The organism is Streptomyces sp. NPDC030840, from assembly GCF_055572015.1.
Window position 1 is genome coordinate 97726 of record NZ_JBVIEE010000011.1, and the last position, 25365, is coordinate 123090.

The window sequence follows — 25365 nt, forward strand, 5'->3', positions numbered from 1 at the left end:
CCCACCGCGGAGGCCCGGCCCTTCGGCTTGCGTCCGGCTCAACGGCCCTCGGGTTCGTTCCACTTGCGGGCGCGCAGCGCCATCCCGGAGTCACCGGATCCGGGGGTTCGCACCGCGAGCACCTGGTTCACGCCGATCCGGTTGCGCTCGAAGGACACGGCGGAGGCCGCCATGTAGAGGCGCCAGACGCGGGCGCGGCCGGGGCTGGTGAGCCGTACCGCGCGGGCCCAGTCGGCCTCCAGGTTGGCGACCCAGCGGCGCAGGGTGAGGGCGTAGTGCTCGCGGATCGACTCGACGTCGCGCACCTCGAACCCGGCGCGCTCCAGCTGGGTGACCGTGGTGCCGATGGGGGCGAGCTCACCGTCAGGGAAGACGTACGCGTCGATGAACTCGTCGATCTCGTACGTCGATTCGTCGCGCTGCGGGCGGCGGGCGATCTGGTGGTTGAGGAGCCGGCCGCCGGGCTTCAGCAGGCGGTACAGCTGGTCGGCGTACTCCAGGTACCGCTCGGCGCCGACGTGTTCGGCCATGCCGATGGAGGAGATCGCGTCGAAGGGGCCGTCCGTGACGTCCCGGTAGTCCTGGACGCGGATCTCGACCTTGTCAGTGAGCCCCTCGTCGGCGACGCGTTTGCGGGCGTACGCGGCCTGCTCCTGGGAGAGGGTGACGCCGACGACCTGGACGCCGTATTCGCGGGCCGCGTGGATGGCCATGGAGCCCCAGCCGCAGCCGACGTCGAGGAGCCGACCGCCGGGTGCCAGGCCGAGCTTGCGGCAGATGAGGTCGAGCTTGTCGGCCTGCGCGGCTTCGAGGGTGCCGTCCGGGGATTCCCAGTAGGCGCACGAGTAGACCATCGACGGGCCGAGGACGATCTCGTAGAAGTCGTTGCCCACGTCGTAGTGGTGGCTGATGGCGCGTCTGTCGGTGCGCCTGGTGTGCAGGTGGCGGCCTCTGCGGACCTCCTCGCGGGGCGGGGCGGGCGGCAGCGGCAGCCCGGCGAGCTTGACGAGGCCCCGGACGGCGGCACGCACCTCCGGGTCGCGGAGGGCCTCCGCGAGCCCGCGGGCGTCCTCCCCGCGCTCCCACACGCTCCCCGCCAGCAGGTCGAGCGCGACGTAGAGGTCTCCCTCGATGTCCAGGTCCCCGGCGACCCAGGCCCGCGCCAGGCCCAGCTCGCCCGGCTTCCACAGGAGTCGGCGCAGGGCGCGGCGGTTGCGTACGACGAGCGCCGGCGCGCCGGGGGGCCCTGCCTGCGAACCGTCCCAGGCGCGGATGCGCAACCGGAGCGGCTCTCCCAGCAACTGCTCGGCGAATCTGTTAAGCCGTGACGCGACGTCGGCCATGGCGCACACCTCCGTGACGAGGAATCCCGGAATGTCCAATACCACGTAAACGCCTGAAGAACTCGGGCCCAGTCCCCCATTCGCGTTACGGCTGGGCAAAACGTTTACGCAGTCCACGGGCGGTCGCGGGTTCGGCAACGCCGAAGGGGCCGCCCGCACCACGGATGGCGGGCGGCCCCTTCGGGGCGTGCTGGTGACCTTGAGGTCAGGGCCGGGTCAGGAGGCCTTGGCCTTCTCCTCGGTCTTCGCCTCGGTCTTCTCCTTCGGCGCGGCGGCGACCGGCGCCGGCTTGGCGGCCTCGTAGAACTCCTCGCGCGGGTTCTCCATGGCACCGAGCGAGACGACCTCGCGCTTGAGGAACATGGCGAGCGTCCAGTCGGCGAAGACGCGGATCTTACGGTTCCACGTCGGCATCGCCAGGCCGTGGTAGCCGCGGTGCATGTACCAGGCGAGACGGCCCTTGAGCTTGATCTTCATCTTGCCCATGACGATCATCGCGACGCCCTTGTGGAGGCCGAGACCGGCCACCGCGCCCTTGTTGGCGTGGCTGTACTCCTTCTGCGGGAAGCCCCGCATGCCGGAGACCACGTTGTCGCCGAGGACCTTGGCCTGGCGCAGCGCGTGCTGGGCGTTCGGCGGGCACCAGGCGTTCTCCACACCGGCCTTGCGGGCGGCGACGTCCGGCACCTGGGCGTTGTCGCCCGCGGCCCAGATGTAGTCCGTGCCCTTGACCTGCAGGGTGGGCTCGCAGTCCACGTGGCCGCGCGGGCCGAGGGGAAGGCCGAAGCGGGAGAGCACCGGGTTCGGCTTGACGCCGGCCGTCCACACGATCGTGTTGGAGTCGACCTCTAGTCCGTTCTTCAGGACCACGTGGCCGTCGACGCAGGAGTCCATGGAGGTGGAGAGGTAGACCTCGACCCCGCGGCTCTCCAGGTGCTCCTTGCCGTACTGGCCGAGCTTGGGGCCGACCTCGGGGAGGATCTTGTCGGCGGCGTCGACGAGGATGAACCGCATGTCCTCACGGGACACGTTGGTGTAGTACTTGGCCGCGTCCCGGGCCATGTCCTCGACCTCACCGATGGTCTCCGCGCCGGCGAAACCGCCGCCGATGAAGACGAAGGTGAGCGCCTTGCGGCGGATCTCCTCGTCGTGCGTGGAGTCGGCCTTGTCGAGCTGCTCGAGGACGTGGTTGCGCAGGCCGATGGACTCCTCGATGCCCTTCATGCCGATGCCCTGCTCGGCGAGGCCGGGGATCGGGAAGGTGCGGGAGACCGCGCCCATCGCGATGACCAGGTAGTCGAAGGGCAGCTCGTACGACTCGCCGACCAGCGGGGAGATCGTGGCGACCTTGCGGTCCTGGTCGATGGTGGTGACCCGGCCGGTGAGGACTTCGGCCTTCGGCAGCACGCGTCGCAGCGGGACGACGACGTGGCGGGGCGAAATGCTTCCGGCGGCGGCTTCGGGAAGGAAGGGCTGGTAGGTCATGTACGACCGGGGGTCGACGACCGTGACGGTCGCCTCTCCGTAGCGCATCTTCTTCTGGATACGCCGAGCTGCGTACAGGCCTACGTACCCACCGCCTACTACGAGGATCCTGGGACGCTCCGTGGTGCTCATGCCATCGAGTATGTACCCGCCATCCGGGGGGTGCTCGTGCGCCCCTTCACAAGCTTCGGCGGGCCTTCTGCTACACTGCGCGGCCCGCGTGACGCAGGTCATGGCGCGGCGGGGGAACCACCGTGCGGTACGGGCCGTTGTCAATGCCGCGTGAACTGCCCTTCCGCTCTCGCGACCGGCCGAACCACTCACCTTTCCGAAGCGTCCGCGGCTCCCCCGGAAGCCCTCGGAGAAGGCCCCCCGGGGCCGCAGTGACCCTCCAGCACCCACTAGAGGGCCGCATCGTCCCTCAGCAGGGCCGATTTCCTTGTGAAGAACTTCACGAACTTTCTCGGCGGTGCGTCAACGAGGGGTTCGCCAGGACCTCCGAGAGGCGCTCATACGTTACCCAAGACGCTCAAGCGAGGATGCCGGCGGGTAGCAAAATCGTGCTCACCACAGGCCCGTTCCCGGCGCCGGCCTAGGCGATGGACCAGGCGATGCCGTCCAGGATGTCGTGCTCGCTCACCACGACCTCGCTCGCACCGATGCGCTCCATGATCGCCAGCAGCACCAGCGCGCCCGAGGCGATGACGTCGACCCGGCCCGGGTGCATGGAGGGGACGGCGGCCCGCTCGGCGTGCGTGGAGGCGAGCAGCCACTCGGTGATCTCCCGCACGCGGTCGTACGCGACCCGGGAGTGGTGGATCGCGGTCGAGTCGTACTCCGGGAGGTCCTGCGCGATCGCCGACACGGTCGTCACGGACCCCGCGAGCCCGACGAGCGTGTGCGCCTCGCGCAGTGGGACGGTCCGTTCCACGCGGTCCAGAGCGGCCTCGATGTCGCCCCGGATGGCCTCGACCTGCCGCGGCTCCGGCGGATCGACGACCTCACCGTCCCGTACGAGGTGACGCTCGGTCATCCGTACGCACCCGATGTCCACGGACAGCGCTCCGCGCACGTGGCCGTCACCGACGACGAACTCCGTCGACCCGCCACCGATGTCGACGACGAGATAGGGCGTCCGGAGTTCCTCCCGCCCCATCAGTTCCCTGGTCGCTCCCGTGAAGGAGAACTCGGCCTCCTGGTCGCCGCTGATGACCTCCGGTTCGACGCCGAGGATGTCCAGTACCCCGCGGACGAACTCGTCGCGGTTCTCGGCGTCGCGGGAGGCGGAGGTGGCGACGAAGCGGGTGCGCTCCGCGCCGTGCTCCTTGATGACCGCCGCGTACTCGCGGCAGGCCGCGAACGTGCGCTCCAGGGCCTCGGGGGCGAGGCGGCCCGTGCGGTCGACTCCCTGGCCGAGGCGGACGATGGTCATCCGGCGGTCGAGGTCGGTGAGTTCGCCGGTGTGCGGGTTCGCGTCCGCGACGAGCAGGCGGATGGAATTGGTGCCACAGTCGATGGCGGCGACCCTGGTCATGCGTTCTCCGGTCTCCTGTCGTGGTGGTTGGGGGGTGGAGTTGGATCGCCCCCGCCGCCCCTACCCGTCCCATCCCCGGGGGCTGCGCCCCCAGACCCCCGCGTATCGGCCTTCGGCCTCGTCCTCAAACGCCGGACGGGCTGAAAACTCCGGGGGCGTTCACTCCTCGTGCGGGGCCACACACGGACCCTTGCGCCACCACTCCGGCAGCATCGCGATCGCCTCGTCCCCGAGCGGATTCACCCCCGGCCCCGCCGCCAGCGAGTGCGCCACCAGCACGTGCAGGCACTTCACCCGGTCCGGCATGCCCCCGGCACTCGGGAACCCCTTCAGCTCCTCGATCTCGTCGCGGCGCCGAATGTAGTCCTCGTGCGCGGAGCGGTACGCGGCGGCCAGCTCGGGATCGGACCCCAGCCGCTCGGTCATCTCCTTCATCACCCCGTTCGCCTCCAGCGTGCCGATCGCGGACGCGGCCCGCGGACACGTCAGGTAGTACGTCGTCGGGAACGGCGTACCGTCCGGCAGCCGGGGCGCCGTCTCGACCACGTCGGGCTGCCCGCACGGGCAACGGTGCGCGATCGCGCGCAATCCGCGCGGCGGCCGGCCGAGCTGCTGCTTGAAGGCCTCGACGTCCGCGTCGGTCGGCTCGGTGCGCTCGGTGGAAGGCGGGGGTGTTTCCATACCTGCTGCTTACGTCTCTCTCGTCAGTTCCTGGGTTCCACTGCTCGGGGAAGTCTCACCGGCCCGCGGCGTCGGCCTTGTCGACCCCGTCCCAGACGTTGGCGTACCAGGGACGGTCCGCCGCCCCCCGCGTCGTACGCGACTGCTTCGCCGTCTTCGGGTCGATCACGGTGTAGCCGGTCTCGCCGGGCATCACATAGTGCAGCCGCTCCCGGATCTGCTGCTCCGCGTACGCGTCGTCCTGCCACCGGGCCTTGAGGTCGCGCAGCTGCTCGACCCGCTCACGGGCCTCCTCACGCCGCTGCTCCAGCTCGGCGATCTCGGCGCGCTGGGAGACGTACTGCCTTATCGGGTACGCCAGCGCCACGATCAGCGAGCAGAGCACGAGCGCGAGCAGGGCCGCCCGCCCGGTCAGCCGGGAGCGGCGGGCCTGGCGTTTGGTCTGGGAGCGGTAGACGCGGGCCGCCGTCTGCTCACCGAGCAGCCGGAGCCTGGTCGCGGTGGAGAAACGGTCCCGGTCCTTCACAGCCATGTCCCCGCCTCTCGTTCCACACGCGCGTACGTCCCCGCACACGGTACGGGACCGGTACGGGGACGTACGTACGACGGGCTCAGCATGGACCCGTTGCGGATCGGATCAGCCCTTGAAGCGAGGGAACGCGCTGCGGCCCGCGTACACCGCCGCGTCGTCGAGGATCTCCTCGATGCGCAGCAGCTGGTTGTACTTGGCGACGCGCTCGGAGCGGGCCGGGGCGCCGGTCTTGATCTGGCCGCAGTTGGTGGCGACGGCGAGGTCGGCGATGGTGACGTCCTCGGTCTCGCCGGAGCGGTGGGACATCATGCACTTGAAGCCGTTGCGCTGGGCGAGCTCGACGGCGTCCAGGGTCTCGGTGAGCGAGCCGATCTGGTTCACCTTCACCAGCAGGGCGTTGGCGGCGCCCTCCTCGATGCCGCGGGCGAGGCGCTCGGGGTTGGTGACGAACAGGTCGTCGCCGACGAGCTGGACCTTGTCACCGAGCTTGTCGGTGATCGTCTTCCAGCCGTCCCAGTCGTCCTCGAACAGCGGGTCCTCGATGGAGACCAGCGGGTAGGCCTCGACGAGCTCGGCGTAGTACTCCGTCATCTCGGCCGCCGAGCGCTCCTTGCCCTCGAAGACGTAGACGCCGTCCTTGTAGAACTCGGACGCGGCGACGTCGAGCGCGAGGGCGATCTGCTCGCCCGGGGTGTAGCCGGCCTCCTTGACGGCCTCGAGGATGAGGTCGAGGGCCTCGCGGTTGGAGCCGAGGTTCGGGGCGAAACCGCCCTCGTCGCCGAGACCGGTGGCCAGGCCCTTGCTCTTCAGGACCTTCTTCAGGGTGTGGTAGACCTCGGCGCCCCAGCGCAGGGCCTCGGAGAAGGTCTCCGCGCCGATCGGGGCGATCATGAACTCCTGGATGTCCACGTTGGAGTCGGCGTGCGAGCCGCCGTTCAGGATGTTCATCATCGGCACCGGCAGCAGGTGCGCGTTCGGGCCGCCCAGGTAGCGGAAGAGGGGGAGGTCGGACGCCTCGGACGCGGCGTGGGCGACGGCGAGCGAGACGCCGAGGATGGCGTTGGCGCCGAGGGAGCCCTTGTTGTCGGTGGCGTCCAGATCGAACATCGCCTGGTCGATCAGGCGCTGCTCGGTGGCGTCGTAGCCGACGAGCTCCGGGCCGATCTGCTCGATCACGGCGAGGACGGCCTTCTCGACACCCTTGCCGAGGTAGCGGTTCGAGTCGCCGTCGCGGAGCTCGATGGCCTCGAAGGCGCCCGTGGAGGCGCCGGACGGGACGGCGGCACGACCGGTGCTGCCGTCGTCGAGGCCGACCTCGACCTCGACCGTGGGGTTGCCTCGGGAGTCCAGGATTTCCCGGGCTACGACGACGTCGATGGACGGCACGAGCATCTCCTTCTGGGATGTGACGCGGGTACGCGGGCCGTGGCCCTGCGGGACGAGCCTAACCGTCTCCGGGGGATCGGCCAGTCTCCTGCCCGACCTGTGGACCAAACCGAGAGTAAATTGTTCCTGAACTGAACAAAAAGAGGCCGCCAAAAGGCGCCGGGACACCGCCGGGCAACGCCAGGACGCACCACGGCAGCACTCGGCAGCGCCAGGACAGGGGGGCGGCGCGCGAAAAACCCCGCCCCGGTGCGTACGGGGGAACACGCACCGGGGCGGGGAGCCCGTGGGGGACGGGGGGCGGCCCTCACGAGACCTCCACTCTGGAGGACACGGATGTGAGGGCGCTGTGGTTCAGCTGGGAACCGGCTTGTTCTCAGCTCAGGTGCAGCTGCTGACCGGGGAAGATGAAGTCGGCGTCGTCGATGATGTCCTTGTTCAGCTCGAAGAGCTTCTGCCAGCCACCCTTGACGTTCTTCTTCTCGGCGATGCTGCTGAGGGTGTCACCCTTGACGACCTTGTACTCGCCGTCGCCCTTCTTGACCTTCTTGCCGGTCGGGGTCTCGACGGTGGCCCGCTCCGAGGAACGCGAGGCGCGCTGCTCCTGGCCGCCGGAGCTCTGGGTGCCCTGCTCGGCGGAGCCGGAGCTCGCCTGCGAACCCGAGGAGCCCGAGTCCGAGGTGGCCGCCCCACCGTCGTACGCGGCGCCGGACAGACCCGTGCCGCAGTTCGGCCAAGCGCCCTTGCCCTGAGCCGCGAGGACCTTCTCGCCGATCTCGATCTGCTGGGCCTTGCTCGCCTGGTCGGCGGTGGAGGCGTACTGCGTGCCGCCGTACGCGGCCCAGGTCGAGGCGGAGAACTGCAGGCCGCCGTAGTAGCCGTTGCCCGTGTTGATCGACCAGTTGCCGCCGGACTCGCACTGGGCGACCGCGTCCCACTCGGAGGCGGTGGCGGCGGAGGCGGTGCCGGACGCAAGCAGCGGGGCGGCGATGGCGGCACCGGTGACGCCGGCCATCGCGACGATGCGGCCGGCCTTGGACGTCGTGGACGAACGACGGTGCTTGCCCTTGCAGGAAGACAGCATGAAGTATCCCCTCACCGACGCCTGCGAGGTGAGCTGTCGGGTTCGGGCCGGTTGAGTTGCCCGGCCGCGCGGTCGGCCTTTCGGCCTGTGCCGCGGATGGCTTCCGCCTCCGCCGCTTCCGCACGGCTTCACCCCAAGCCGTTCCCGGTCGTCTCCCGACTCCCGGGCCCGGCGCCTACCTTGGGTCCCCCGCTCCTGCCTACGGCGCTTGACGCGACGACTGTTCCCGTACGGCGGTTGGCAGGATTCGGCGTACCGACCGCAGGGGCCCGCTGTGGCGAGCGATCACGACCGTAAACACGCGATCCGGGGATTTACAAAGACGATCAGGGCTTCTGTGACTCATCTCCCACCGAGATCAAAACGGGCATTCACCCCGAAAGGTAGCGCTAACTCTCGCTACTTTTCGTCCGATTCGTCACTGACGTTCAGCCTCTGACCGGGGCGGACAAGGTCAGGGTCAGTGCCGACCGTGTCCTTGTTCTCGGCGTACAGCTCGCCCCATCCTCCCGGCAGGCCAAGGGAGTCGGCGATGGCCCACAGACTGTCCCCGGTGTGGACGAGATACGGGGCGTACGGGTCCTCCGGCAGCTCGACCTCCCGGGCCGAGTCACCGCTCCGCGAGGCGTGCCGCCCGGTGGAGCCGGTGGCCGCGTCCGTACGGCCGCCAGAGGCGTCCTCGTCGGCGGTCTCGCCACGATGGCGGCCGGTCCCCGGGGCCGCGTCCTCGGAGCCGGAATCAGAACCGGAGGCGGAGGCGGAACCGGAGGCGGCGCCGGCGTCGGCGTTCGCCGAAGAGTCGTCAGTCCGGCCGGAATCAGCCGATTCTCCGCTTCTTGCCGCATCCGTGCGCTGACCGTCGGCGTCCCGGGAGGTGCTCTCACTGGAGTCGCTCAGCCCGCGGTCGGAGGTGCCGGAGGAAGAAGAACCGGATGAATCAGACGAATCGGGCGAGCCGAGCAAATCGCCCGCCAGGCCGGTGTCCACGTCGGCGGATCCGGAGTCATCGCCCAGCCCGGAGAGGAGCCCGCAGGTGGGCCAGGCACCGACGCCCTGGTCGTCGAGGATCTTCTCGGCGACGGCTATCTGCTGGGAACGGCTGGCCTGGTCGGCGCTGGGCGCGTAGTCGAGGCCTCCGTACTTCTCCCAGTCGATCTGGGACAACTGCAGCCCGCCGTAGTACCCGTTGCCGGTGTTGGCGCTCCAGGAGCCGCCGCTCTCGCAGTCCGCGACCTTGTCCCAGGTCGTCCCGGTGGCCGCGCTCGCACCGGTCGCGCCCAGGAGCGGGATGGCGATGGCCGAGCCGGTCACTCCGGCGGCGACGAGGAGGGCCGGAGCCTGACGGGGCCGACGGTGACGACCGTTCCCGGAGAGCATGCGGTTGCCTTTCACGCGACAGCAGGGACCAACGCGACGGCTGTGGCGAGCCGTGACGCTGATGCGTGAACGTATCCGCAGTCGAACTCTTGTCACAAGTTAATGCAGCGCAGATCACGTGAAGATCACAGAGTTGAGAAAGTGTCAGCTCAGAGGGTCGTTCGGCGTATGAGCGGGAATGCTTGACGGTTCCACCGGGGAGCGCCGGGTGTCATGCCCGACCTGTCGGCCGAACCGGTGCGAACTCCACGGGAAGCGTGCGCAATCCCCTCATAATGAGCCCGCCGCGCCAGCGCAAATCAGCCGGATCCACCGCGAGTCGGAGGTCGGGGAGGCGGGTGAGGAGAGTCGCGAGCGCGGTCTGCCCCTCCAGGCGGGCGAGGGGCGCGCCGAGGCAGTAGTGGATGCCGTGGCCGTAACCGAGGTGCTGGTTGTCGCGGCGGCCGAGGTCGAGGACGTCGGGGTCGGCGAACCGCTCGGGGTCCCGGTCGGCCGCGGCGAGCACCACGAGGACGGGATCGCCGGGGGCGATGTCCTGCCCGCCGATGGTCAGCGGCCGGGTGGCGAAGCGCCAGGTGGCGAGCTCCACGGGGCCGTCGTACCGCAGGAGTTCCTCGACACCGGTCTCCAGGAGTTCCCTGTCCTGGGCGGCGAGGGACTTCTGGAGCCGTATGAGCTGCTCGGGGTGGGTGAGGAGCGCGTACGTCCCGTTACCGATGAGGTTGACCGTCGTCTCGAACCCCGCGAACAGAAGGATGAACGCCATCGCGGCGGCCTCGTTCTCGGTGAGGTGCTCGCCGTGGTCGGAGGCCCGGATGAGTCCCGAGATGAGGTCCTCTCCGGGTGCGGGGGTGTCGGGGAGCGCCTCGCGCTTGCGGTGGATGAGGTCGGCGAGGTAGCCCCGCATCTTCTTCACGGACCGCGCGACCCCGCCCCGGGGCCCTCCCCCGTGTCGGATCATCATCCCCGCCCAGTCCCGGAAGTCGTCCTGGTCCTCCCGGGGGACGCCGAGCAGGTCGCAGATGGCGTAGATGGGCAGCGGGAAGGCGAACTCGTGGATGAGGTCGGCCTGGCCCCGGCCGGAGAACTGGTCGATGAGGTGGTCGGTGAGCTGCTGGACGCGCGGCGCGAACTCGGCGACGCGCCGGGGAGTGAAGGCCTTGCTGACGAGCCGCCGCAGCCGGGTGTGGTCCGGCGGGTCGATGTTGAGCAGATGCGTCATCAGCTCGGCCTTGCGCTCACCGGGGATTCCGGTCTTGCCCTTGGCGTGGGCCGGTTCGTCGTGGTGGGCCGGGTTCTTGGACAGCCTCGCGTCCGCCAGCGCCTGTTTCGCGTCGGCGTACCGGGTGACCAGCCAGGCCTCCACGCCGCTGGGCAGCCGGGTCCTGTGCACGGGGGCGTGCTCACGGAGCCAGGCGTAGGCGGGGTAGGGATCGGTGGCGAACTCCCAGGTGAACAGTTCGGGAGCGGTGTCGATCGCGGGGTGGTGGGGCTGGTTGGTCACTCCTCGACGGTAGCCGCAGCAAGGGGGCTCCTAGGCCTCCAGTCCCTCGGCGGCCCGCACCGCGTCCCGGTAGGCCCGCGCGGCCACCCGCAGTGCCGCCTCCGGGTCGACGCCTGCCGCCTCGGCCTCGACGGCTGTCGCCAGCAGTGCGTACCCGATGCCCTCACCCGCCGGCAGCGGAACGTCCAGGCCCGCCGTCCGTACGCGCGACGCGAGCTTGGCCGCGAGGGCCAGGCCCGGCTGGCCCAGGGGTATGCCGTCCGTCACCGACTCGCGCCGCTTCTCCAAGGCCTTCGTGCGCAGCCAGTGCGCCTTGACCTCCTCCGGGGTGGTGGCCGTCTCGTCGCCGAAGACATGGGGGTGGCGGTGGATGAGCTTGGCGACGATGCCACCGGCGACGTCGTCGATGGAGAAGGGTGCCTCGGGGTCCTCCTCGGCGATACGGGCGTGGAAGACGACCTGGAGGAGGACGTCGCCCAGTTCCTCGCGGAGTTCGTCGCGATCGCCCTCCTCGATCGCCTCCACCAGCTCGTACGCCTCCTCGATGCCGTACTTCGCCAGGCCCTTGTGGGTCTGCTGGGACGACCAGGGGCACTCGGCGCGGATGCGGTCCATGACCTGGACGAGGTCGAGGAGGCGGGCGCCCGGCAGGTCGTACGAGGCGGGGAGCAGCTCCAGCTCGGGCATCGCCACGCGGCCCGAACCGGCGAGGCGGGCCAGGCCGTCGGTGAGGTGCGGCTCGCCCTCGCCCACGGCCACCACGACCAGCGTGCGGCCGCCCGCGCAGGCGTCGACCAGCTCCTGGGCGGTCGGGGCCGCCACCTCGACCGCTATGCCCGCCTCACGGAGGTAGGGCAGCTGCGGGTGCTCACCGTCGGCGCACAGGACGCGGTCCGCGCCGTGCAGAGCCTGCCAGGCCGGCCAGGAGAGCAGGCCCGGTGCTACGCGGTGGCTGGTGGTGAGCAGGACGATGCGGCCGGTGGCGCCGTCTGGGCTGGTTGCGTTCACGGATCGAACGTAACCCACGCCACCGCCGCCACCAGAAGTTGTCCACAGGCAGCGTGGTTCACGCCGACTGCGGCTGTGCCGCCGCCGTGATCTCCCGTACCCAGGGCGTCTTCGCGTCCACGCGGCTGCTCTTCTGCACGTCCCAGGCGCCGTAGCGCGGGTTGAGGTCGACGTCGAGTTTCTTCGAGGCGTCGGAGAGGGCCTTCCAGAAGGTGGCCTTGCCCGCGTCGGTGCTCATGTCGGCGCCGAGGGCGGCGGCCAGCTTCTGGGCCAGGACCTCGGTGCGGAGGCTGTCGTCGAGGCGCTGAGGGGCCACACCGTACTGCTGCAGCCAGGTCGTCTCCAGGGCCTTCGCTCCGCCCGCCTGCTGCTCCAGGGAGGCGCGGAAGTCCTGGACGTCCCTGCGGCTGACGTCGGCCCCGGCGTCCTCGGCCGCGCCCGCCAGGACCCTGTCCAGGACCATGCTGTGCAGGGTGTCGCGGGTGAGACCGCCCGTGCGGGCGATGATCTGCTCGTACTGGGCCTCGTCCACGGTGGCGGCCCGCTGTGCCTCGCGCACCTCGTTCACCCGGGTCTCCAGTTGCGCGACGGTGATCCGCTGGCCGCCGACGACGGCCGCCGCGCCGGGATGCGCGTCGTTCCCGCAGGCGGTGAGAAGGGGCGCCGCGGCGACGATCACGGCGGAGAGGACGAACGCGGTACGACGGCGGCGGTGCAAGTTGGCCTCCCGAGGAGATTGTGCGACGGTGCACAAAGTCTTGCGGTGATCGATGGTAGGCAGTGACCGTGCTCCAGGCCAGCCTTCCCCCGGCACTTCGTGCGCGGGATGCCCCAGGACCAACGATTCACCGCGGCTTCGGGCACCGCCGCCTGTCGCTCGGCCGCTCCGCCGCTGCCGTTCTCAGCCCGTGACCGCCACCGGTGCGTCCCAGGCGTCCCGGTCCACGGTGATGGTGTAGCCGCCGCGCGACTCCCTGCTGTTGACCATGTACTGGTGCGCGCGGTGGTGCCCGGTGTACAGCGCCGGGTCGAACGGCCAGTCGGTGGTCGTGGTGTTGACCTTGTCCCACTTGGCGTACCAGAGGTTGCCCGGCAGGTTGGTGCGGTCGGTCGCGGTGGCGACGGCCTTGGCGCTGGAGCTGCTGAAGCCGTAGAACCCGGTGCGGTACAGCTTGGCGTGGACCGCCTTCTGCCAGGCCCGGACGTACGTGAGGACCGCGTCGTCGCAGGCCGCGTTCGTGATGTCGTACGCCTCCATGTCGAGGTAGAGCGCGCTGCCCGGCTTCATGCCGAGCGCGGAGGCCTTCGTCACGGCGTCGGTTCCGTCCGCGGAGCCCTGGGAGGCGGCGGTGGAGGCGCTGATCACCTCGGGACTGGAGCCGCTCTGGCAGGGCGGCTGGGCGCCGACGTAGAGCGGGACGAGCTTCCAGCCGACGGAGCTGACGGACTTCACCCAGGAGGCGGTGAGGTTGGGCTGGGAGCAGCCGCGGTTCTTCCCGCCGACGTAGACGGCGGCCGCGCCGTAGAAGCCGGTGTGCCAGGCCTTCATCGCGGACAGGGACGGTGCCGTGCAGGTGTCGAAGGCGCGGCCCGTGTAGATCTTGGCGGCCGGCCAGCTCGTGGTCGTGGCGAGGGAGTTCTGCGCGGCGACGCCGGCGCCGGCGAGCACGACGGCCCCGGCCGCGGCCCACGCCGCGTATCTGCGCTTCTTCGACTGCCGATGGCCGGCCATGACCCCACCCCTTGGTACGCCTGTTGGCTTGGTACGCCTGTTGGCTTGACGCGGAACGTTGGACAACGGGAACGCCGCACAACGCACCGTAAGCTAACCGGCGGCCGTCCTGGGTCAGGGAAACCCCGCACCGTGATCACGACAAGATTCGGCCAAGGTGACGCAAAAACCGCTCAGCCGCGCACCTGGCCCAGCCACTGGAGCGTCCGCCGTACCTCCGTGGCCAGGGGGTGGCCGGGTCCCCTGAGCCGTTCCACGTCGTGCAGCAGGCGGGCCAGGGTGTCGTGGGCCGCGGCGCGGTCACCGAGGGCGAGGAGGAGGTGGCCGATGCGGCGGCGGACGTCCAGGGAGAGCTCGGGGTCCCCGGCGACGTACTGGTTCTCGTAGTACGGCAGCAGGGAGCGGTACTCGGCGAGCGCGGCGGCCGCCTCGCCGAGCTGCTCCAGGCACTGGGCGGCGTCGTAGCGGTAGCGCAGGGACTGGGGGTCGGCCTGGCCCGCCTCCTTGGCCCGCTCGTCGGCGAGGCGGCGCAGCTCGGGCAGGGCGCGGCGGTACTGGCCGTCGTCCATGAGAGTCGCCGCGTACTGCTTGCGCAGGGTGCGGACGACGGGTGAGTGCTCGCCGTGCTGGGAGGCCGCCGCCGGGAGGATCTGGCCGAGGATGTCGACGGCCTGGGTGATGCGGCCCTCGCCGAGCAGCCGCTTGACCTCGTCGACGGCGCCCGCGACATCGGGTCTGTCGACGGCGGGCGCGGCCTGGGGCTGCGGCGCGGGCGTGCGGGCGCGGTCCGGCCAGGGCGCGTGCGGGCGCAGGAACGGGCGGGTGGGGTCGAGCGGGGCGCCGGTGGGCATCCCGCGCGCGGGGAGCAGCGGGAGGAGCTGCTCGTACGTCTCCTGCGCGGACCCGGGCCGGTGCTGCGGGTCCTTGGCCAGCAGGCGCAGCACGAGCGCCTCCAGGGGCTCGGGCACCTCGGGGCGCATGCGGCGGACCGGGACCGGGGGCTCGTAGAGGTGGCGGTGGAGGACGCCGAGGGCGGTGGAGCCCGCGAACGGAACGTTCCCGCTGAGCAGTTCGTGCATGAGCACGCCCAGCGCGTAGAGGTCGGTGTACGGGCCGACGGCGCCGCCCATCGCTTGCTCGGGGGCCATGTAGGCGGGGCTGCCGATGGGGGAGCCGGTGTGCGTCAGGCGGGTCGTGTCCGTGTCCATGACGGAGGCGACGCCCAGGTCGAGGACGGTGACCGTGCCGTCCTGCTTGACCATCACGTTCCGCGGTTTCAGGTCGCGGTGGACGATGGGGACCGCGTGCACGGCCGACAGCACGGCGCACAGCTGGGCGGCCACCGAGACCGTCCACTGCCAGGGGTACGGGTCGTGCTCGGCGAGGTGGTCGGAGAGGTCGGCGCCGTCGATGTACTGCATGACGAGGAACAGCTCCTCGCCCTCGCTGCCCGCGTCGTGGACCGTGACCAGACCGGGGTGGTCGACCTGCGCGGTGACCCGGCACTCGCGCAGGAAGCGGCGGCGCAGCTCGTCGGCCTCGTGGCCCGCGACCCTGTCGGGGCGCAGCAGCTTGACGGCCACACGGCGGTCGAGGCGCTGGTCGTAGGCCGTCCAGACCTGGCCCATGCCGCCCTGGCCGATGAGCGTGGACAGTTCGTAGCGACCCGCGACGACGCGTCCCGTCCCGCCGCTCACCTGCCGCCCTCGTGCTTGCGCAGGTAGTCACTGAGCTCGTCGAGCTCGGCGCGCACCTGGTCGATGCGCGCGGGTGACGGGCGCTGGGGCTGCGCCTGCTGCGGCTGCGGCTGCGGCTGGGGTGGTACGGGCGGTTGCGGCTGGGCGGGCGTCTGCTGCTGGACCGGCGGGGCGGGCGGGAAGGGCTGGGGGCCCGGGTAGCCGTAGCCCGTCTGCGGCTGGGCGTAGCCGCCCGTGGTCTGCGCGTACGCCATCGCACCGGGCCCGCTGAAGTGGCGTATGTCCGCGAACAGGTAGTACGCGACGATGAACACCATGCCGCTGATCATCAGCCACATCCCGGTGTTGCCGGTCGAGGTGAACTCCTCGTCGCCCGGGTCGAGGGCGATCAGCGTGATGACGACGGAGATGTGCACCATCGACAGCACGAGCAGGGCCCAGTCGAGCGGCTTCCGGGTCACGAGAGCGAGCCTCAGCATGCTCGGCCACGCGAAGAAACCGCAGCTCAGGACGGCCAGCGCCACGAAGACCACCCGCAGGGTGATCCGTACGCCCTGCGTGGGGCGGTGAGGCGGTGGCGGCGCGTAGCCGGGGCCGTGCATGGCTGCTCCTGGTGGCCTGATGAGGGCGGACGTGCTGTGTCGTAGTCGAGCGTATAGGTCGACACGGACAGGCCGTCCAGGGTTGTGGGCAACCGTTGCCGCACCGTTCCACACCGCCGTTTTCGCGCCGCCGGTCGCCGGGGACGTCGGTCAGCGCGCGGCGGGGCGCGGAAGGAGACCATCCGTTCAGTCCGGTGCGACCGTCCCCTCGGTCAGGCCGTCGTACATGCCGCGTACGAGCCGCTCGCCGAGGCGGCCCGCGAGGCGCAGCGCGTCCTCGAACTCCGCCAGGGCGCGGAACCGTTCGCCGTAGCGGCGCTGCTGGTCGAGCGGGAGGCGGGGCAGGTTCAGGCGCCGCACGTCGAGCCGGGTGGCGGTGGAGGCGTGACTGCTGGCCTGGCGATGGTTGGCGGTGCCGCGCAGGAAGCCGGCGAGGAACCACGGGTCGAGGGCGTCGGGGTCGGGCCGCAACAGGGTGAGGTTGCGGCCGAGGGCCGCGCCGGCGGTCGCCTCGTCGACCACGCGCGCGACGGCGCCACCGCCGAGTACGGGCACGACGACGTCCCCCCGCTCGACGAGGACGGGCGGTTCCCCGGTCTCGGGCAGTGTCCCCGAGGGCGCCGTGCCGGAGAGGACGTCATGGTCGGTGAGCACGCGCGCGTGGGCCCCGTGTCCGCCCGTCCGCAACAACAGGGCGCCCCCGCGCGCGAGTTCACCGACGGTGGTCAGGGGCCAGCGCACGGGCTGGGCCTCGTCGACGGCCGGGGGCGTCAGATCGGCGGTCAGGCGCAGTGTCCGGCTGAGGCGTTCGCGGACCTCCGGCAGGTCCGCGGTGCCGCCGGGCGAGGCCGGGGGCGGCAGATGGCGGGCCGGCGCCAGGTCCACGTCGTCGTCCAGGAGTTCGATGACGGGTACGGACCGGCTCACGCCCGGCTGTTCCGGCACGGTGCCGTCGCGGTCGAAGGACCGCCAGGTCTCCAGGACGGCGGCGCGTACCTCCTCCCGGTCGAGCACTCCCCCACTGCCTTGAGGGCGTGGGAGGTGCCCCCACCGGCCGCCGTGTTCACGGCCACCGGCATCACGGCCACGCTCGGCCGGGGCGGCCGGGCCGCCTCCGTCGACGAGCTGTCCGGCGTCGACGAGCAGCACCTCGGGCTGTGCGGGCGCCCTGTCGGGCCTGCGCAGCACCCACAGGTGCAGCGGGAGGTTGTGCGGGGGCGCCGCGCCCGCGGGCAGGGCGACGACCGCGCGCAGGGCGCCCCGGCGCAGCAGGTCGGCGCGGATACGGCGCCCGGAGCGGCGGCTGGCCGCGGCCGGAGGCATCAGCAGGACGGCGGTGCCGCCCTCTCGCATACGGGCCAGCGCGTGCTGCACCCAGGCCAGTTCGGACTCGGTGCGGGCCGGGAAACCGTACTCCCAGCGCGGGTCGTAGGCGAGTTCGTCATGGCCCCAGTTGCGCTCGTTGAACGGCGGGTGGCACAGGACCGCGTCCGCCCTGAGCGTGCCGCAGGTGTCCGCGCGCAGGCTGTCGGCGGCGGCCGTGCGGACGGTGGACCGGGTGTGCAGGGCGAGCCGGAGCGCGGTGAGAGCCGCCTGCCCGGGGGAGCTGTCCTGGCCGAACAGCTCCTGGTCCGGGCGGGGTTCCACGGCGTGCAGCAGCGCTCCGGTGCCGCAGGCGGGGTCCAGCACCGTGGTCGCCTGCCCGGCGAGGTCGGCCATCAGACGGGCGAGCCCGGCAGGAGTCGGCGTGTACTGGCGCGGGTTGGCGTCGAGGTGGCGGGCCAGCAGGAACTCGAACGTCTGCCGGGCACCCGTCTCGGCCGCGAGCTCGGCGGCGCCGCGCAGCAACGGCACCGAGGGCAGCAGCGCGGCGGCCGTCGGAGTCTCGACGGCGGGCCGGCGGACCATGCCGAAGCGGGGGGTGAGCACCTGGTCGAGGGAGTTGGGCAGCAGCTTGGCGAGACGCTGGTCGGAGCCCGCGCTCACCTCCAGCCAGACGGGGTGGCGGTCGTGGACGAGCAGGAGGACACAGCCCGTGTGCACCAGGGCGGTGACCGGTCCAGCGGGGTGGCCGGCGAGCTGCTGCCACACCCGTTCCCTGAGGGGCACCTCGGCGAGCTTGCCCTGCTTGCGGAGCCATGCCTCGACCTCGGCGAGGGCGAACGACGGACTGGCCTCGGTGCCGCCGACCGGTCTCGGGAAGTCGGCGTGGCGGCGGCGCCAGTTGCTGACGGCGGCGCGACCGACTCCGGCGAGCCGCGCGATCCCCGCCGCGGTCACCTCTGTCCCGTTGTCCTGCACGCGCTCGGCTCCCCTCTGCCCGGTCTGTGAGCGCCATCGCCCGTGTGCCCTGGCCCCGTGTGACGCCGAGCATACCGACGGGAGCCACATGAATCCGCTTCACGACCGTGTACGGACTACATGACATAAGTCGTGTTGACTGGGTTCACAACCCATGGTCTCATTGACTCATCGAACAAGCCCTCTGCTTCGAGCGACTTCGACAGTTTCGACAGCTTCGAGCAGGGTGATCACGCGTCTCTGGGGGGACCATCCATGCGTCGCACCGCACTCGCCGCTGTCTGCATCGCCGCCGCGGCCACCGTCACACTCACCGGCTGCCTGCCCGGCACGGACAAGGCGGACAGCAAGCCGAAGGGGCCGTTCGCCGGGCTGACCGGCGGCGAGATCGCCGAACGGGCCGTGGACGCCACGAAGAGCGCCACCTCGCTCCGGCTCAAGGGCGAGGTGCCCGACGACGAGAGCGGCAGCACGATCACGATGGACATCGCGCTCAACAGGAAGGGCGACTGCGCCGGGACGATGTCCATGGACGGCGGTGGCATCGAGCTGGTCAAGACCGGCGACACCGTCTACATGAAGTTCGACGAGGCGTTCCTGCGAGCGCAGTCCGAGGGCTCCTCCAAGGAGGAGACCCAGGCCGCCGTGGACATGATGGCCGACAAGTGGGTCAAGGCGGACGCGACCGGCGCTGACGCCAAGGACCTCGCGAGCTTCTGCGACCTCGACACCGTGCTCGCCGAGTTCGGGGACGAGCGCTCGACCGCCGAGCGCGGCAAGACCACCACCGTCGAGGGCACGGAGGCGATCGTGCTCAGCGAAAAGGACGGCAAGGACCGTTACACGGCGTACGTCGCCACCGAGGGCAAGCCGTACCTGCTCCGCGTCGTCAGCAAGTCGGCGAAGGACCCGGGCGACGTCACCTTCAGCGACTACAACAAGCCGGTGCCGGCCGAGGCCCCCAAGGGCAAGGTGCTGGACCTGGACGCGCTGGGCGGCTGACCGCCGGCGGGCCGGACGGCCGGCGGATCCGGGCGCTCACAACGTGTGGCGCACCCACACGTTGGGCTCGACGTACACCGCGTAGCCGCGCTCCGGTTCACAGTGGACCGGCACGAGCGCGCCCGGCACCTCCACGAGTCCCTCGGTGTCGAAGGGCAGCCCCGTCCACGCCCGCCACTCGTCGAGCGAGGCCGACACGGTCATCGACGCGGGCGCCACGGCCTCGATCGTGGCGCCCGCCCGGACGTGGACGCGCAGCCACGGGTCGTACGGCAGCCCGTCGTCGCGCACCCGGTACGCGTACTCCTCGATCGGCGTACGCGGCTCCAGGTGCTTGGCGCTGGGCCGGACCGGGGCGACGACCTCACGGAAGCCGCGCGCCCGCGCGTTGTCCCGCATCGCGGAGAGCATCCGGGCCGACAGGCCCGTGCCCTGTGCGTGCGGTGCGACCACGATGGAGATCGCGCTGACCGTGTCGGGCGGGGTGCCGTACCGCAGGTCGGTGAAGGCCCGTACGAGCATCTCGTCCCAGCCCCGCGCGGGGAGTTCCCCCGCGGTGCCGTCCTCGTCGGCGAGCGCGACGGGCACGCTGTGGGCGTGGGCGACCACCTCGCCGTGCTCGTCCTCCGCGAACAGCACGTGCTCCGGCAGTTCCCGGGCGATCCGTCCGTAGTGCGCGTTGCCCACCGGGTCCTGGCGGATGAACTCGGGCCAGGTGTCGGCCATCCCGAGCACCCTCTCCCGCATCTCGGGCCGCTCGTCGAGTCCCCAGACCTTCAGCTCCATGGGGGTGACGGTAGGGGCCGGGGTGGGTTCGGTCGAGGGGTTTTCCTTCGCGCCGGGCGGGCCGCGGTCGTGTGTCCGAGGGGTCTCGCCCCCGCCGCCCCTACCCATCCCATCCCCAGGGGCTCCGCCCCTTCGACCCCGGCCACGGGGGCTGCGCCCCCTGGCCCCCCATCCTTTCGGGGCTCCGCCCCGGACCCCGTTTCGGGGGCCGGCCCCCGGACCTCCGCTCCTCAAACGCCGGAGGGGCTGGAAGCCAGGGCCGGAGGCGCTGGATTTGCGGGCGGGTTGGATGCAGGGCTGCATCTCAGTCCGCGTGGAACCGTGCCGGTGCCTTCGTCGGGTTGCCGCCGGACGGGAGTTTCTGGTCGGGGCAGCCGGACAGGACGCGCTTCATGGCGTTCTTCTCCGCCTCGGTGACCCACAGGCCGTACTTCTTCTTCACGGCGACCTGCGCGGCCACGTACGTGCAGCGGTAGGACTTGTTGGGCGGGAGCCAGGTCGCCGCGTCGCCGTCACCCTTGCTGCGGTTGGTCCCGGCGTCCACCGCGAGGAGGTTGAGGGGGTCGTTTGCCAGGGCTATGCGCTTGCTCGCGTCCCACTGCTGGGCGCCCTTCTGCCAGGCGTCCGAGAGCGCGACGAGATGGTCCACGTCGATCCGGCTGTGGCCGCGCGTGAAGGTGACCTCCCCGCCGGTGTAGGGGTCGGGGTTCAGCTCACCGGAGGCCACCGCGCAGTCGCCGTCCTTGAACTTCACGTTTTTCAGGTCGCGTTTGAGGATGTCGTCGCGGGTGTCGCAGTCGTTCGAGTCCGTGTCGGCCCACGCGCTGCCGAAGTTGTCCCGCTCGTACCCCGTCTTGGGCGCCCGGCCCTTGACGGTGAGCGAGTCGACGGCGGTGAGCACGTCACCGGTGCCGGCCGGCGTGGTCTCCGGAGCCGGGGACCCCGCCAACTCGTTCTTGCAGCCGCTGACGGCGACAGCGGTGACCATCGCCAGTGCGACGACCGCGCTGCTCCCACCCCTCGGACGTATCACGCGAGGCCCTCCTTCGCCCTGCTCCGACCTTGACCTGACCATCACCGTAGCGGCGGTGGACGTGCGGCCGTCCAGGTACCCGTACGGGCCGCGGATGCACACCGGACCCGCACATGCGGTACGTCACGAACAGGCCGGACAGGCCGAACACGCCAGGCAGGCCGACCAGGCCGGGCAAGCCGACCAGGCCGGGCAGACCGGCAGCCGGGTCTACGACCCCAGGATCGACGTCAGGAACTCCCCCGTCCACCCCAGCAACTCCCGCCCGACCAGCGGCTTGCCGCCCACCTTGGCGGTCTTCGGGCGCGGAACCAGGACCTGGTGGACCGCGGGCTTGATGACGACACCCGGGTACAGGCGCTTGACCCGCAGCTCCTGGGACTCCCTCAACTCCACCGGTGCGAAACGGATGTTGTTGCCCTGGAGCACGATCTCGCCCACACCGCACGCCCGCGCGAGCATCCGCAGGCCCGCCACGAGCAGCAGGTTCTCCACCGGCTCGGGCAACTTGCCGTAGCGGTCGACGAGTTCCTCGCGTACGGACCTGATGTCGTCCTCGGTGTTCACCGACGCGATCGCCCGGTACGCCTGGAGGCGCAGCCGCTCGCCCGGCGCGTAGTCGTGCGGGACGTGGGCGTCGACCGGCAGCTCGATCTTGACCTCCAGCGGCGGCTCCTCCTCCACACCGCCCTCCAGCGAGGCGCGGTAGTCCGCGACGGCCTCGCCCACCATCCGTACGTACAGGTCGAAACCGACGCCCGCGATGTGCCCGGACTGTTCGCCGCCGAGCAGGTTGCCCGCTCCGCGGATCTCCAGGTCCTTCATCGCCACGTACATGCCGGCGCCCATCTCGGTGTGCTGGGCGATGGTGGCGAGCCGCTCGTGGGCCGTCTCCGTCAGCGGCTTCTCCGGCGGGTAGAGGAAGTACGCGTACCCGCGCTCACGACCCCGGCCGACGCGCCCGCGAAGCTGGTGCAGCTGCGAGAGACCGAAGTTGTCGCCGCGCTCCACGATCAGCGTGTTGGCGTTCGAGATGTCGATGCCCGACTCGACGATGGTCGTGGAGACCAGCACGTCGAACTTCTTCTCCCAGAAGTCGACGACCACCTGCTCCAGCACCTGCTCCGACATCTGGCCGTGCGCGGTCGCGATCCGCGCCTCCGGGACGATCTCCCGCAGCCTGGCCGCCGCCCGGTCGATCGACTCGACCCGGTTGTGGATGTAGAAGACCTGGCCCTCGCGCAGCAGTTCCCTGCGGACGGCCGCGCCGATCTGCTTCTCCTCGTACGGGCCGACGAAGGTCAGGACCGGGTGGCGCTCCTCCGGCGGGGTGGTGATCGTCGACATCTCGCGGATGCCCGTCACCGCCATCTCCAGCGTCCTCGGGATCGGCGTCGCGGACATGGTCAGCACGTCCACGTTCGCCCGCAGCTTCTTCAGCTGCTCCTTGTGCTCGACGCCGAACCGCTGCTCCTCGTCCACGATGACGAGCCCCAGGTCCTTGAACTTCGTCTCGGACGAGAACAGCCGGTGCGTGCCGATGACGATGTCGACCGAACCGTCCCGCAGGCCCTCCAGGGTGGCCTTCGCCTCCGTGTCCGTCTGGAAACGGGACAGCGCCCGTACGTTCACGGGGAACTGCGAGTACCGCTCGCTGAACGTCCCGAAGTGCTGCTGCACCAGCAGGGTCGTCGGTACGAGCACCGCGACCTGCTTGCCGTCCTGCACCGCCTTGAAGGCGGCGCGCACGGCGATCTCGGTCTTGCCGTAGCCGACGTCGCCGCAGATGAGCCGGTCCATGGGGACCGACTTCTCCATGTCCTCCTTGACCTCGGCGATCGTCGTCAGCTGGTCGGGGGTCTCGGCGTACGGGAAGGCGTCCTCCAGCTCGCGCTGCCAGGGCGTGTCCGCCCCGAAGGCGTGCCCGGGGGCCGCCATGCGCGCGCTGTACAGCTTGATCAGGTCGGCCGCGATCTCCTTGACCGCCTTCTTCGCGCGCGCCTTGGTCTTCGTCCAGTCGGCGCCGCCCAGCCGGTGCAGCGTGGGCGCCTCCCCGCCGACGTACTTGGTGATCTGCTCCAGCTGGTCGGTGGGGATGTAGAGGCGGTCGCCGGGCTGGCCGCGCTTGGCGGGCGCGTACTCGACGACCAGGTACTCGCGGGTCGCGCCCTGCACCGTCCGCTGGACCATCTCGATGTACCGGCCGACGCCGTGCTGCTCGTGCACGATGTAGTCGCCGGACTCCAGGGTCAGCGGGTCGATGGTCTTGCGGCGGCGCGCCGGCATCCGGGCGCCGTCCTTGCCTGCCGCCTTCTGGCCGGAGAGGTCGGTCTCCGTGAGCACGGCCAGCTTCAGCCGCGGGTCGACGAAGCCGTAGTCGATCGAACCGCAGGCCACGTGCACCACGGACGGGCTGATATCGGCGAGGTCCGCGTCGAGGCGGGCCGCGATGCCCTCGCCGCCCAGTACCTCGACCGTACGGGCGGCCGGGCCGTGCGCCTCGGTCACGAAGACCGCGCGCCAGCCGTCGGCGAGCCAGCCCTTGGTGTCGGCGAGGGCCTTCGCGGTGTCGCCCCGGTACGACTCGGGGGCGTGCATGCCGAGCTTCAGCGTGTCCCCCGCCGCGTCAGCGGCATATGTTTCCGTGAGCTCCTCGTCGGCGGCGAACGGGGACACCGACCACCACATCATGTCCAGCTCGCGGGCCCGGTCGCGCACGTCGGCGATGGACCACAGGGAGGCCGCGCCGACGTCGATGGGAGCCTCGCCGCCGCCCGCGGTCGCGGCCCAGGACGCCTGCAGGAACTCCTGGCTGGTGGCCACCAGGTCGGCGGCCCGCGTCCGTACGCGCTCCGGATCGCACACCACGGCCATGGCACCCTTGGGCAGCACGTCAAGGAGCAGCTCCATGTCGTCGACGAGCACGGGCGCGAGGGACTCCATGCCCTCCACGGCGATGCCCTCGGCGAGCTTGCCCAGCAGCTCGCCCAGCTCGGGGTGCTGCTCCGCGAGCGCCGCGGCCCGCCGCCGTACGTCGTCCGTCAGCAGCAGCTCACGGCAGGGCGGCGCCCACAGGCCGTGCTCGGCGACCTCCAGGGACCTCTGGTCGGCGACCTTGAAGTACCGGATCTCCTCGACGTCGTCGCCCCAGAACTCCACCCGGAGGGGGTGCTCCTCGGTGGGCGGGAACACGTCGAGGATGCCACCGCGCACGGCGAACTCGCCGCGCTTCTCGACGAGCTCCACCCTGGAGTACGCGGCTGCCGCGAGCGCGTCCACGACCTCGTTGAGGTCGGCGGTCTGCCCGGTGCGCAGGGCCACGGGCTCAAGCTCCCCCAGCCCCTTGACCTGCGGCTGGAGCACGGAGCGTACGGGCGCGACGACCACGGAGACCGGTCCGGTCTCGGGGTCGTCGGGGCTCGGGTGCGCGAGCCGCCGCAGCACGGCGAGGCGCCGTCCCACGGTGTCGCTGCGCGGGCTCAGCCGCTCGTGCGGGAGGGTCTCCCAGGAGGGGTACTCCACGACGCCGTCCGGTGGCAGCAGCGACCTCAGCGCGGCCGCCAGGTCCTCCGCCTCACGGCCGGTCGCCGTCACGGCGAGTACGGGTCTGCCGGCGTCCCGGGCCAGGGCGGCCACCGCGAACGGCCGGGCGGCGGGCGGGCCCACCAGGTCGACGTGGGTGCGGTTGCCGTCGGTGGCCGCCGTGATCGCTTCCGCGAGGGCCGTGTCCTTGACGACGACGTCGAGCAGACCGTGCAGGCTCATGAAGGGCTTCCATCCCGCTTTTGAACGCTTCGGTGGGCAACGCGAAGGGCCCGACACGTCTCACGGGCCGGGGGTGTCCAGAGTACGACGGCGCTGCGCTCGCTTGGGCCGGTCCTGTGGGTGACCCCTTCTTGGTGACCTTCCCGGAGTCGGGGCCCCGTCCCTGGGGCTCCGCCCCAGGCCACCGTCCGCGGCCTCGTCTGCCGGGAGTTTTCCGTGGGCGGCTGCAGGTGCGTTGTGGCTCGTCGCGCAGTTCCCCGCGCCCCTAAGAGCACGGGCCCGCACCCGGCGTCACAACGCACCGTCATCCACCACGCACCCGCAGCCGCGTACGTGCCCGAGGGGGTGTGCCGGGAGGTGTCCGCCCGCAGCGGCCGGCGTCCGCCACCGAGGACCTCACACACCCGGAGCACCGCCGGACCGAGGACGGAGACCTCGCGGCGCGCCCAAGCCACGACGGCGGGCCAGACACCCGACGACGCGCGGAAGACGCGCCCCTGAGGGGCGCGGGGA

General features: G+C 71.1%; 19 protein-coding genes, 1 pseudogene and 1 riboswitch. Of the genes and pseudogenes, 2 read left to right on the plus strand and 18 right to left on the minus strand.

Annotation, left to right across the window (positions count from 1 at the left end):
- Positions 1-38 precede the first annotated feature (38 nt).
- The 3 genes from ACZ49J_RS23840 to ACZ49J_RS23850 all read right to left on the minus strand — a co-directional run bounded on the left by ACZ49J_RS23840 (position 39) and on the right by ACZ49J_RS23850 (position 4362).
- Entirely contained in the window at positions 39-1343 is a 1305-nt protein-coding gene (locus tag ACZ49J_RS23840; protein ID WP_467452659.1) for a class I SAM-dependent methyltransferase, read from the minus strand.
- Positions 1344-1559: 216 nt separating this feature from the next.
- Positions 1560-2960 (minus strand): NAD(P)/FAD-dependent oxidoreductase, encoded by a 1401-nt coding sequence (locus ACZ49J_RS23845; RefSeq protein WP_467452658.1) that lies wholly within the window; start codon positions 2958-2960, stop codon positions 1560-1562.
- Between the two features lie 460 nt (positions 2961-3420).
- On the minus strand, positions 3421-4362 hold the full coding sequence (locus tag ACZ49J_RS23850; protein WP_467452656.1) for a Ppx/GppA phosphatase family protein: 942 nt from the start codon (positions 4360-4362) through the stop codon (positions 3421-3423).
- A gap of 39 nt (positions 4363-4401) precedes the next feature.
- On the opposite strand from ACZ49J_RS23850, the pseudogene ACZ49J_RS23855 reads away from it, so the two are divergent.
- Positions 4402-4571, plus strand: a pseudogene (locus ACZ49J_RS23855) (cobyrinate a,c-diamide synthase); the annotation flags it as partial.
- On the opposite strand, the gene ACZ49J_RS23860 reads toward ACZ49J_RS23855, so the two are convergent.
- From ACZ49J_RS23860 to ACZ49J_RS23915, 12 genes are all read right to left on the minus strand, one after another.
- Positions 4522-5043, minus strand: a complete 522-nt coding sequence (locus tag ACZ49J_RS23860; protein ID WP_467452653.1) for a DUF501 domain-containing protein — start codon at positions 5041-5043, stop codon at positions 4522-4524. The pseudogene ACZ49J_RS23855 and the gene ACZ49J_RS23860 sit on opposite strands and share 50 nt — an antisense overlap.
- A gap of 55 nt (positions 5044-5098) precedes the next feature.
- Positions 5099-5575, minus strand: a complete 477-nt coding sequence (locus ACZ49J_RS23865) for an FtsB family cell division protein (protein ID WP_467452652.1) — start codon at positions 5573-5575, stop codon at positions 5099-5101.
- 105 nt (positions 5576-5680) lie between these two features.
- Positions 5681-6961 carry a phosphopyruvate hydratase gene (eno, locus tag ACZ49J_RS23870; RefSeq protein WP_467452650.1) on the minus strand — a complete coding sequence of 427 codons (1281 nt, stop codon included), beginning with the start codon at positions 6959-6961 and terminating at the stop codon, positions 5681-5683.
- Positions 6962-7337: 376 nt separating this feature from the next.
- On the minus strand, positions 7338-8045 hold the full coding sequence (locus ACZ49J_RS23875; RefSeq protein WP_467452647.1) for a transglycosylase family protein: 708 nt from the start codon (positions 8043-8045) through the stop codon (positions 7338-7340).
- A gap of 3 nt (positions 8046-8048) precedes the next feature.
- Positions 8049-8262: riboswitch (cyclic di-AMP (ydaO/yuaA leader) on the minus strand.
- 182 nt (positions 8263-8444) lie between these two features.
- Positions 8445-9422 carry a transglycosylase family protein gene (locus tag ACZ49J_RS23880; protein ID WP_467452645.1) on the minus strand — a complete coding sequence of 326 codons (978 nt, stop codon included), beginning with the start codon at positions 9420-9422 and terminating at the stop codon, positions 8445-8447.
- Between the two features lie 211 nt (positions 9423-9633).
- Positions 9634-10926, minus strand: a complete 1293-nt coding sequence (locus tag ACZ49J_RS23885) for a cytochrome P450 family protein (RefSeq protein WP_467452643.1) — start codon at positions 10924-10926, stop codon at positions 9634-9636.
- A 30-nt stretch (positions 10927-10956) separates the two neighbouring features.
- Positions 10957-11934, minus strand: a complete 978-nt coding sequence (locus ACZ49J_RS23890) for a nucleoside triphosphate pyrophosphohydrolase (RefSeq protein ID WP_467452642.1) — start codon at positions 11932-11934, stop codon at positions 10957-10959.
- Between the two features lie 58 nt (positions 11935-11992).
- Positions 11993-12652: a SurA N-terminal domain-containing protein gene (locus ACZ49J_RS23895; RefSeq protein WP_467452641.1), complete on the minus strand. Its 660-nt coding sequence runs from the start codon at positions 12650-12652 to the stop codon at positions 11993-11995.
- A gap of 183 nt (positions 12653-12835) precedes the next feature.
- Positions 12836-13666: a glycoside hydrolase domain-containing protein gene (locus ACZ49J_RS23900; RefSeq protein WP_467452640.1), complete on the minus strand. Its 831-nt coding sequence runs from the start codon at positions 13664-13666 to the stop codon at positions 12836-12838.
- A 173-nt stretch (positions 13667-13839) separates the two neighbouring features.
- Positions 13840-15321 (minus strand): protein kinase domain-containing protein, encoded by a 1482-nt coding sequence (locus tag ACZ49J_RS23905; protein ID WP_467452770.1) that lies wholly within the window; start codon positions 15319-15321, stop codon positions 13840-13842.
- Between the two features lie 38 nt (positions 15322-15359).
- Entirely contained in the window at positions 15360-15965 is a 606-nt protein-coding gene (locus ACZ49J_RS23910; RefSeq protein WP_467452639.1) for a hypothetical protein, read from the minus strand.
- Between the two features lie 186 nt (positions 15966-16151).
- Positions 16152-18266, minus strand: a complete 2115-nt coding sequence (locus ACZ49J_RS23915) for an N-6 DNA methylase (RefSeq protein WP_467452638.1) — start codon at positions 18264-18266, stop codon at positions 16152-16154.
- A gap of 255 nt (positions 18267-18521) precedes the next feature.
- On the opposite strand from ACZ49J_RS23915, the gene ACZ49J_RS23920 reads away from it, so the two are divergent.
- A complete protein-coding gene (locus tag ACZ49J_RS23920; RefSeq protein ID WP_467452637.1) occupies positions 18522-19268 on the plus strand; it encodes a hypothetical protein in 747 nt (248 codons plus the stop codon).
- A gap of 36 nt (positions 19269-19304) precedes the next feature.
- Here ACZ49J_RS23920 and ACZ49J_RS23925 read toward each other — a convergent pair whose 3' ends face one another.
- The 3 genes from ACZ49J_RS23925 to mfd all read right to left on the minus strand — a co-directional run bounded on the left by ACZ49J_RS23925 (position 19305) and on the right by mfd (position 24852).
- Entirely contained in the window at positions 19305-20054 is a 750-nt protein-coding gene (locus tag ACZ49J_RS23925) for a GNAT family N-acetyltransferase (RefSeq protein ID WP_467452636.1), read from the minus strand.
- Between the two features lie 304 nt (positions 20055-20358).
- Positions 20359-21087, minus strand: coding sequence for an HNH endonuclease family protein (locus tag ACZ49J_RS23930; RefSeq protein WP_467452634.1), 729 nt, complete (start codon positions 21085-21087; stop codon positions 20359-20361).
- Positions 21088-21297: 210 nt separating this feature from the next.
- Positions 21298-24852: a transcription-repair coupling factor gene (mfd, locus tag ACZ49J_RS23935; RefSeq protein ID WP_467452633.1), complete on the minus strand. Its 3555-nt coding sequence runs from the start codon at positions 24850-24852 to the stop codon at positions 21298-21300.
- Between the last annotated feature and the right edge of the window lie 513 nt (positions 24853-25365).

Bases quoted from the DNA above. Each gene is read 5' to 3' on its own strand.
- ACZ49J_RS23840 (WP_467452659.1), bottom strand. From the start codon at position 1,343: ATGGCCGACGTCGCGTCACGGCTTAACAGATTCGCCGAGCAGTTGCTG.
- ACZ49J_RS23845 (WP_467452658.1), bottom strand. From the start codon at position 2,960: ATGAGCACCACGGAGCGTCCCAGGATCCTCGTAGTAGGCGGTGGGTAC.
- ACZ49J_RS23850 (WP_467452656.1), bottom strand. From the start codon at position 4,362: ATGACCAGGGTCGCCGCCATCGACTGTGGCACCAATTCCATCCGCCTG.
- ACZ49J_RS23860 (WP_467452653.1), bottom strand. From the start codon at position 5,043: ATGGAAACACCCCCGCCTTCCACCGAGCGCACCGAGCCGACCGACGCG.
- ACZ49J_RS23865 (WP_467452652.1), bottom strand. From the start codon at position 5,575: ATGGCTGTGAAGGACCGGGACCGTTTCTCCACCGCGACCAGGCTCCGG.
- ACZ49J_RS23875 (WP_467452647.1), bottom strand. From the start codon at position 8,045: ATGCTGTCTTCCTGCAAGGGCAAGCACCGTCGTTCGTCCACGACGTCC.
- ACZ49J_RS23880 (WP_467452645.1), bottom strand. From the start codon at position 9,422: ATGCTCTCCGGGAACGGTCGTCACCGTCGGCCCCGTCAGGCTCCGGCC.
- ACZ49J_RS23900 (WP_467452640.1), bottom strand. From the start codon at position 13,666: ATGGCCGGCCATCGGCAGTCGAAGAAGCGCAGATACGCGGCGTGGGCC.
- ACZ49J_RS23910 (WP_467452639.1), bottom strand. From the start codon at position 15,965: ATGCACGGCCCCGGCTACGCGCCGCCACCGCCTCACCGCCCCACGCAG.
- ACZ49J_RS23920 (WP_467452637.1), top strand. From the start codon at position 18,522: ATGCGTCGCACCGCACTCGCCGCTGTCTGCATCGCCGCCGCGGCCACC.
- ACZ49J_RS23925 (WP_467452636.1), bottom strand. From the start codon at position 20,054: ATGGAGCTGAAGGTCTGGGGACTCGACGAGCGGCCCGAGATGCGGGAG.
- mfd (WP_467452633.1), bottom strand. From the start codon at position 24,852: ATGAGCCTGCACGGTCTGCTCGACGTCGTCGTCAAGGACACGGCCCTC.